Here is a 7,505-nt window from a genome sequence, read left to right on the forward strand (position 1 = left end):
GGCTCAAGCCGCCGAATCCGGTGAGAGGCCGCACCTGCAACGCCAGAAGGACATGTCGGCCGCGAAGGCTGTCAGCGCTGTCCCTGCGCGTCGGCCGGGCGCCAGCGGTCGAGTTCCCGGTCGATGGCGCCCTCGGTGCCGCGCAAGAATTCCGCCGCCGGCAGGCCGGGGGCGAGGGCGGCGAGGTAGCTGACCACGATGGTGCCGGCCCGGGTGGCCGCGCCGCGGGGCCAGAACAGGCCCGAATTCACCGCCACTGGCACCACCGGCAGGCGCAGCCGGCCGTAAAGCAGCTCCACGCCGCGCTTGAATTGCAGCGGATCGCCGGCCCGGCCCCGTGTGCCCTCCGGGAAGATCAGCACCGAGCGGCCCGCCGCGACGGCCGCCTGGCTGCCCTCGATGATCGCCCGCAGGGCCTGGGTGCCGTTGGCGCGGTCGATCACGATCATCGGCGAGCGCCGCAGGAACCAGCCGACCACCGGGATCGCCAGCAACTCCCGCTTGGCCACGATGGCCACGTCCGGGACCAGCACCAGGAAGGCCAGCGTCTCCCAGGTGGATTGGTGGTTGGCCACGAGCAGGCAGGGCTCGGCCGGCAGGTGCTCGCGCCCCTCCTCGACGTAGCGCAGCCCGACGATCCGGTGCAGGCCCGCCAGGACTCCCCGCGCCCAGAGCCGCGCCGCCGTGCGGACCGGCCGCGCCGGCGCCCCGGCGAGCGCCAGGACCGCCAGCGGCGCGACGAACAGGGCTGTCCAGGCGGTCCAGTACGCGACGAACAGGAGGGAACGGGTATGCGCCAAGGTCGGGCCTCACGTCGGGCCCGGGGCGGGGCAGGTCATCGGCATAGCGCCTCGCGGAGCGTGGTGCACGGCAATTCAGCCGGACTTCACCACCGCCAGCGCTATCATCGGGGGCTTTCGACCGCTAACGCACACGTCGATCCGTCGATCCGTTCCCGAAACGACGGCTGAGGACTTGGTGTCGCCCGCCGCGGGCGCGATAGAGGCCGCGCGCGGCAATCCCCGGGCCGAATTCGAGAACGGCTGCGCCTGCAAGTGCGTTATCGAAGGGTTTGGCGAGCGGGCGCGAGCGCGAAGGAGACCGGGTTGGCCAGGGTGACGGGGCGTGCGGGTGACGAAGGCGCTCTGTCGAACGAGCGGGCGAGCGGGCCGGCTTCCATCGCGGGCGGTGGGGCGACGGGCACCGTCATGCGGGCCTTCGACTGGTCGTCCTCGAGTCTCGGGGCGCCCGAGGGCTGGCCCCAGTGGCTGCGCGCCGCCGTCAGCCTGATGCAGGGCTCCGGCTTCCCAATGTTCGTGGCCGCCGGGCCGGATCTGCGCTTCCTCTACAACGACGCCTACACCGACCTCCTCGGCAGCAAGCACCCGGCCGCGATGGGCGCGCGCCTCCGGGACGTCTGGGCGGAGATCTGGTCCGACCTCGCGCCCTTCGTCGAGGCGGCGATGGCCGGCGAGGCGACCTGGGTCGAGAACCTGCCTCTGGTCATCAACCGCCACGGCTACGACGAGGAGACCTGGTTCACCCTCTCCTGCGCGCCGCTCAGGGATGAGACCGGTGCGGTGGCGGGCCTGTTCTGCACCTGCACGGAGACGACCGGCCGGATGCGGGCCGAGACCGCGTTGCGCGAGAGCGAGGCGCGGTTCCGCAACATGGCCGACCACGCCCCGGTGATGATGTGGGTGACCGGTGCGGACGGGGGTTGCACCTACCTCAACCGCCGCTGGTACGAATATACCGGCCAGACCGAGGACGAGAGCCTAGGTCTCGGCTGGCTCGACGCGGTCCACCCGGACGACCGGGACGCCTCGGGCCGGGCGTTCCTGACCGCCAATGCCCGGCACGGCGCGTTCCGGGTCGAGTTCCGCTTGCGCGGCGCGGATGGCCGCTACCGCTGGTTCATCGACGCGGCCCAGCCCCGCATCGGCGAGGATGGTGGCTTTCGCGGCTATATCGGCTCGGTCACCGATATCCACGACCGCAAGGCCGCCGAGGAGCGCTTGGTCGAGACCACCCGCCGGCTCGACGCCATCCTCAACAACACCTCGCAGGCGATCTTCCTGATGGATGACCGCCAGCACTGCAGCTACATGAACCGCGCCGCCGAGGCGCTGACCGGCTTCACCCTGGAGGAGACCGAGGGCCGCGCCCTGCACGACGTGGTCCACCACACCCGGCCGGACGGATCGCCCTACCCGCTCTGCGAATGCCCGATCGATCAGGCTTTCCCGGAGAACGAGTGCGAGCAGGGCGAGGAGGTCTTCGTCCACAAGGACGGCTCGTTCTACCCGGTCGGCTTCACCGCGAGCCCGATCCGGAACGAGCGCGGCGCGGCGATCGGCACCGTCATCGAAGCCCGCAACATCGAGGGGGAGCTGCGCGCCAAGGCCGCCCTGGAGGCGTTCAACGCCACTCTGGAGCGGCGCGTGGAGGAGGAGGCCGCCGAGCGCGCGAAGGTCGAGGAGGCCCTGCGGCAATCGCAGAAGATGGAGGCGGTCGGCCAATTGACCGGCGGCATCGCCCACGACTTCAACAATCTGCTCACCGGCATCTCGGGCAGCCTGGAACTCCTGCAGACCCGCATGAGCCAGGGCCGGATGACCGACCTCGACCGCTACATGACTGCCGCCCAGGGGGCGGCCAAGCGGGCGGCGGCGCTGACTCACCGCCTGCTCGCCTTCTCGCGCCGCCAGACCCTCGACCCGAAGCCCACCGATGTGAACGCCCTGGTCCACGGTATGGAGGAGCTGGTCCGCCGGACCGTCGGCCCGTCCATCCATATCGAGGTGGTGGGCTCGGCCGGCCTCTGGCCCGCCCTGGTCGATCCGGGCCAGCTCGAGAACGGGCTCCTGAACCTGTGCATCAACGCCCGGGACGCCATGCCGGAGGGCGGGCGCATCACCATCGAGACCGCCAATCGCTGGCTCGACGACCGCGCCGCCCGGGAGCGCGACCTGCCGCACGGCCAGTACCTGTCGCTGTGCGTGACCGATACCGGGACCGGCATGCCCCCGGAGGTGATCGCCAAGGCCTTCGACCCGTTCTTCACCACCAAGCCGATCGGGCAAGGCACCGGCCTCGGCCTGTCGATGATCTACGGCTTCGCCCGGCAATCCGGCGGGCAGGTGCGGATCTATTCCGAGGTCGGTCAGGGGACGACCGTGTGCCTCTACCTGCCGCGCTTCCACGGCGACCTCGCCGCGGCGTCCGCGATGCCGGAGCTCGCCCCGGCGCCCAGGGCCGAGCAGGGCGAGACGGTCCTGGTCATCGACGACGAGCCCTCCGTCCGCATGCTGGTGACCGAGATCCTGGAGGATCTGGGCTATCGGGCGATCGAGGCCGCGGACGGTCCGTCCGGGCTGAAGGTCCTGCAATCGGATGCGCGCATCGACCTGCTGATCACCGATGTCGGCCTGCCCGGCGGCATGAACGGCCGGCAGGTGGCCGACGCCGCCCGCGAAACCCGGCCCGGGCTGAAGGTGTTGTTCATCACCGGCTATGCCGAGAACGCCGCGGTTGGCAACGGATACCTGGACGACGGCATGCAGGTGCTCACCAAGCCCTTCGTGATCGAGGCCCTGGCCTCGCGCATCCGGACCATGATCGAGGCGTGATGTCTGTCCAGGCGCCATCCCGGCAGTTTGTTTGCCTCACGACTGCGTCGCTGCCGGCACTGACAAGGCCTGGCGCGCCCGCTACCGTGCACGTCGCGCGGGCGGGGCCGGACAATGACCGCGGGGGGAGCGTTGAGCAAGCCGATGACCGACACCGATAGGGCGTTCCCGGCCGGCCCGGCGCCCCGGATCTCGACCGGCATTCCCGGCCTGGACGACATCCTCTGCGGCGGCCTGACGCCGAGCCGCCTCTACCTGCTGGAGGGCACCCCCGGCACCGGCAAGACCACCCTGGCGCTTCAGTTCCTGCGCGAGGGCGCGGCCCGGGGCGAGGCGACCCTCTACGTCACCCTGTCCGAGACGAGCCAGGAGCTGCGTTCCTCCGCCGCCACCCACGGCTGGTCGCTCGACGGCATCGAGGTCTACGAGCTCGTCAACGAGATGGGGCTCGACCCCGACAGCGAGCAGTCGATCCTCCACCCGTCCGAGATCGAGCTCGGCGAGACCGTCCGGGAGGTGATCGCCCGGGTCGAGGCGCTGAAGCCCGAGCGGGTCGTGTTCGATTCGCTCTCGGAGCTGCGCCTGCTCGCCCAGAACCCTCTGCGCTATCGTCGCCAGATCCTGGCGCTCAAGCAGTTCTTCGCCAAGCGGGCCTGCACCGTGCTGATGCTCGACGACCGCACCTCGGAGACCGGCGACCTGCAGCTCCACAGCATCGCCCACGGGGTGATCTCGCTGGAGCAGGCGCCGCGCGAGTTCGGCTCCGAGCGGCGCCGGCTGCGCGTCGTGAAGATGCGCGGCATCAAGTACCGAGGCGGCTACCACGATTTTCTGCTGGAGACCGGGGGCATCCAGGTCTTCCCGCGCCTGATCGCCGCCGAGCATCACACCGCCTTCGAGGCACGGACGCGCTCCACCGGCTCGGGCGAGCTCGACCTGCTGCTCGGCGGCGGTCTGGCGCCCGGCACCAACACCCTGCTCCTCGGCCCGTCCGGGGTCGGCAAGACCACCATGGCGATCCGCTGCATGCTGACGGCCTTGGAGCGCGGCGAGACGGCGACCTACTACCTGTTCGACGAAGGGCTCGGGACCCTGCTCACCCGCGCAGCCACCCTGGGCATGGACCTGAACCGGCATCTCGGGACCGGGCGCCTGACGATCACGCAGATCGACCCGGCCGAGCTCTCCCCCGGCGAGTTCTCCAGCATGGTCCGGCAGGCCGTGGAGGAGCGCGGCTCCAGCGTCGTCGTGGTCGACAGCCTGAACGCCTACCTGCACGCGATGCCGGGCGAGGAGTACCTCATCCTGCAGATGCACGAGATGCTGAGCTACCTGAACCAGCAGGGCGTCACGACCCTGCTGGTCCTGGGGCAGCACGGGGTCATCGGCGAGGTCCGCACCGATATCGACCTCAGCTATCTCAGCGATTCGATCCTGCTGTTCCGGTTCTTCGAGGCCAAGGGCCAGGTCCGCACGGCCCTGTCCGTGGTGAAGAGCCGGGTCAACGCGCACGAGCGCACCATCCGCGAGATGAAGCTGTCGGCGCATGGGATCCAGGTCGGCGAGGCCCTGACCGATTTCGAGGGCGTGCTCACTGGCCTGCCCTCCTATCGCGGCGCGGTGGCGATGCTGACCGGCGACGGGCCGGCGAGCGGCCGGGTCCGGTGACGATCGCGGCGCCGGACGAAGAGCGCGTCCTGATCCTGGCCCCGCGGGGGCGCGACGCCGCGGTGGCCGAGCAAGTCCTCGCCCGGGCCGGCACCCAGGCCGCGATCTGCCCCGACCTCTCCGGCTGGCTGGACGCCCTCCGGGCCGGGGCCGCCGCCACCCTGGTCACCGAGGAGGCGCTCGGGGACAGCGATTTGGCCGACCTGTTCGCCTGGCTCGACGCGCAGCCCGCCTGGTCGGACTTCCCGTTCATCGTCCTGGCGACCCGTCAGCTCGGGCACCGGTCGCAGCGCGCCTCCCAACTCCTCGCCCGGCTCGGCAACGTCGTCCTGCTCGAGCGCCCGATCAACGCCGAGACGCTGGTCAGCGCCGCCGCCGCCGCCTTGCGGGCGCGCCGCCGCCAGTATCAGGCCCGCGAGCGTCTCCTGGAGCGCGAGCGCGACCGGGAGCAGCTGCGGCTCGCCAACGAGGAGCTGGAGCGGCGCGTGACCGAGCGGACCCGGGAGGTCGAGACCGCCCACGAGACCCTCGCCTTCGCCCTCGATGCCGCCGGGATGGGATCCTGGGACCTCGATTACGTCACCGGCGCGTCCCGGCGCTCGCCCCGTTTCGACACCGTGTTCGGCTACGACACGCCCCAATCCTTCTGGAACCGCGAGACCTTCCTCGCCCATATCGTCGACGAGGACCGCGCGGGCGTCGAGCGGGCCTTCGCGACGGTCGGCCAGACTGGCCGGCTCGATCTGGAATGCCGGATCCGCCGGGTCGACGGGGCGGTGCGCTGGGTCGCCCTGCGAGGCCAGGTCAAGTACGACGCGGCGGGCGCGGCGATCCGGATCGCCGGCATCCTGATGGACCGCACCGACCAGCACGTCACCGAGGAGGCCCTGCGCCAGGCCCAGAAGATGGAGGCGATCGGCCAGCTCACCGGCGGCGTCGCCCACGATTTCAACAACCTGCTCACCGTCATCGTCGGCGGCCTCGACATGGTGCTCCGGCGGCCGGATCAGGTCGACCGGGTGAAGCGTCTTGCGGAAGCCGCCATGGGTGCGGCCCGCCGGGGCGAGCAGCTGACCCAGCAACTCCTGGCCTTCTCGCGCCGCCAGATGCTGCGGCCCCAGACCCTCAACCCCAACCGCCTGCTCCTGGACTTCAAGCCGCTCGCCGAGCGGGCCGCCGGCGGCGCGGTGGAGCTCGCCTTCGACCTCGACCCGGCCCTCGACCCGATCCGCATCGACCCGGCCCAGTTCGAGGCCGCGGTGCTGAACCTGATCGTCAACGCCCGCGACGCCATGGAGGGCAGGCCCGGGCACACGCGGATCGCGGTGGCGAGCCGCAACGTCCATCTCGGCACCGGCGCGGTGGCCGAGAAGGGGGTGGCGCCGGGCCCCTACGTGCTGGTCTCGGTGACCGATACCGGCGCCGGCATCCCGCCGGATAAGCTCCAGCGGGTGTTCGAGCCGTTCTTCACCACGAAGGAGGTCGGCAAGGGCACCGGGCTCGGGCTCAGTCAGGTCTACGGCTTCACCCGCAGCGCCAACGGCTTCGTCGACATCGCCTCCGAGGTCGGGTCCGGCACCACCGTGAACCTTTACTTCCCCCGCTCCACCGACCCGGCCGACGAGGAGACCGGGGCCGGCGCGCTACGGACGATCCCGTTGCGCCGCGCCGGCGAGGGCGAGACCGTGCTGCTGGTCGAGGATGACGAGCAGGTGCTCGGCATGGCGGTGGAGAGCCTGGAGGAGCTGCGCTACCGGGTCATCATCGCCCGCAATGCCGCCGAGGCCCTGGAGCATCTCCGGGGCGTGGAGCGCATCGACATCCTATTCTCGGACGTGGTCATGCCGGGCGGCATGAACGGCTCCCAGCTCGCCGCCGAGGCCCAGCGGGTGCGCCCCGGGATCAAGGTGCTGCTCACCTCGGGCTACGTCGCCAATCTCGACGAGGGCCAGGTCATCGGCCACGGCGAATTGCCGGTCCTGAACAAGCCCTACCGCCGCGACGAGCTCGCCCGCTCCCTGCGCCTCGTGCTCGGCGGCGAAGGACGCTGAACCCCGAACACAAAAAACCCGGTCCGCGTGAGCGGGCCGGGTTTTTGAAGGATCGAGGGATCGAAAAGGTTTGGTTGCGGGGACAGGATTTGAACCTGTGACCTTCAGGTTATGAGCCTGACGAGCTACCGGGCTGCTCCACCCCGCGCCAAGG

4 protein-coding genes and 1 tRNA gene are annotated in these 7,505 nt (G+C 70.8%); 3 read left to right on the forward strand and 2 right to left on the reverse strand.

Annotated elements, in window-relative coordinates; translation table 11 throughout:
* Window positions 1–71: 71 nt before the first annotated feature.
* Window positions 72–800: a lysophospholipid acyltransferase family protein gene (locus BM228_RS23120; RefSeq protein WP_092044293.1), complete on the reverse strand. Its 729-nt coding sequence runs from the start codon at window positions 798–800 to the stop codon at window positions 72–74.
* A 408-nt stretch (window positions 801–1,208) separates the two neighbouring features.
* Between BM228_RS23120 and BM228_RS23125 the strand changes: the two genes are divergently transcribed.
* The 3 genes from BM228_RS23125 (at window position 1,209) to BM228_RS23135 (ending at window position 7,351) form a co-directional block, all read left to right on the forward strand.
* A complete protein-coding gene (locus BM228_RS23125; RefSeq protein ID WP_092044311.1) occupies window positions 1,209–3,632 on the forward strand; it encodes a PAS domain S-box protein in 2,424 nt (807 codons plus the stop codon).
* Between the two features lie 144 nt (window positions 3,633–3,776).
* On the forward strand, window positions 3,777–5,300 hold the full coding sequence (locus BM228_RS23130; RefSeq protein ID WP_092044294.1) for an ATPase domain-containing protein: 1,524 nt from the start codon (window positions 3,777–3,779) through the stop codon (window positions 5,298–5,300).
* Window positions 5,297–7,351: a PAS domain-containing hybrid sensor histidine kinase/response regulator gene (locus tag BM228_RS23135; protein WP_092044296.1), complete on the forward strand. Its 2,055-nt coding sequence runs from the start codon at window positions 5,297–5,299 to the stop codon at window positions 7,349–7,351. The genes BM228_RS23130 and BM228_RS23135 overlap by 4 nt, the downstream gene beginning before the upstream one ends.
* A gap of 71 nt (window positions 7,352–7,422) precedes the next feature.
* On the opposite strand, the gene BM228_RS23140 is transcribed toward BM228_RS23135, so the two are convergent.
* Window positions 7,423–7,499, reverse strand: a tRNA-Met gene (locus tag BM228_RS23140).
* Window positions 7,500–7,505: the final 6 nt, after the last annotated feature.

The sequence above is a fragment of the Methylobacterium pseudosasicola genome (assembly GCF_900114535.1).
Lineage (GTDB): Bacteria > Pseudomonadota > Alphaproteobacteria > Rhizobiales > Beijerinckiaceae > Methylobacterium > Methylobacterium pseudosasicola.

What these genes read in the sequence shown, in the direction of transcription:
- BM228_RS23125 (WP_092044311.1), top strand. Translation starts at nt 1,209, where the DNA reads ATGCGGGCCTTCGACTGGTCGTCCTCGAGTCTCGGGGCGCCCGAGGGC.
- BM228_RS23130 (WP_092044294.1), top strand. Translation starts at nt 3,777, where the DNA reads ATGACCGACACCGATAGGGCGTTCCCGGCCGGCCCGGCGCCCCGGATC.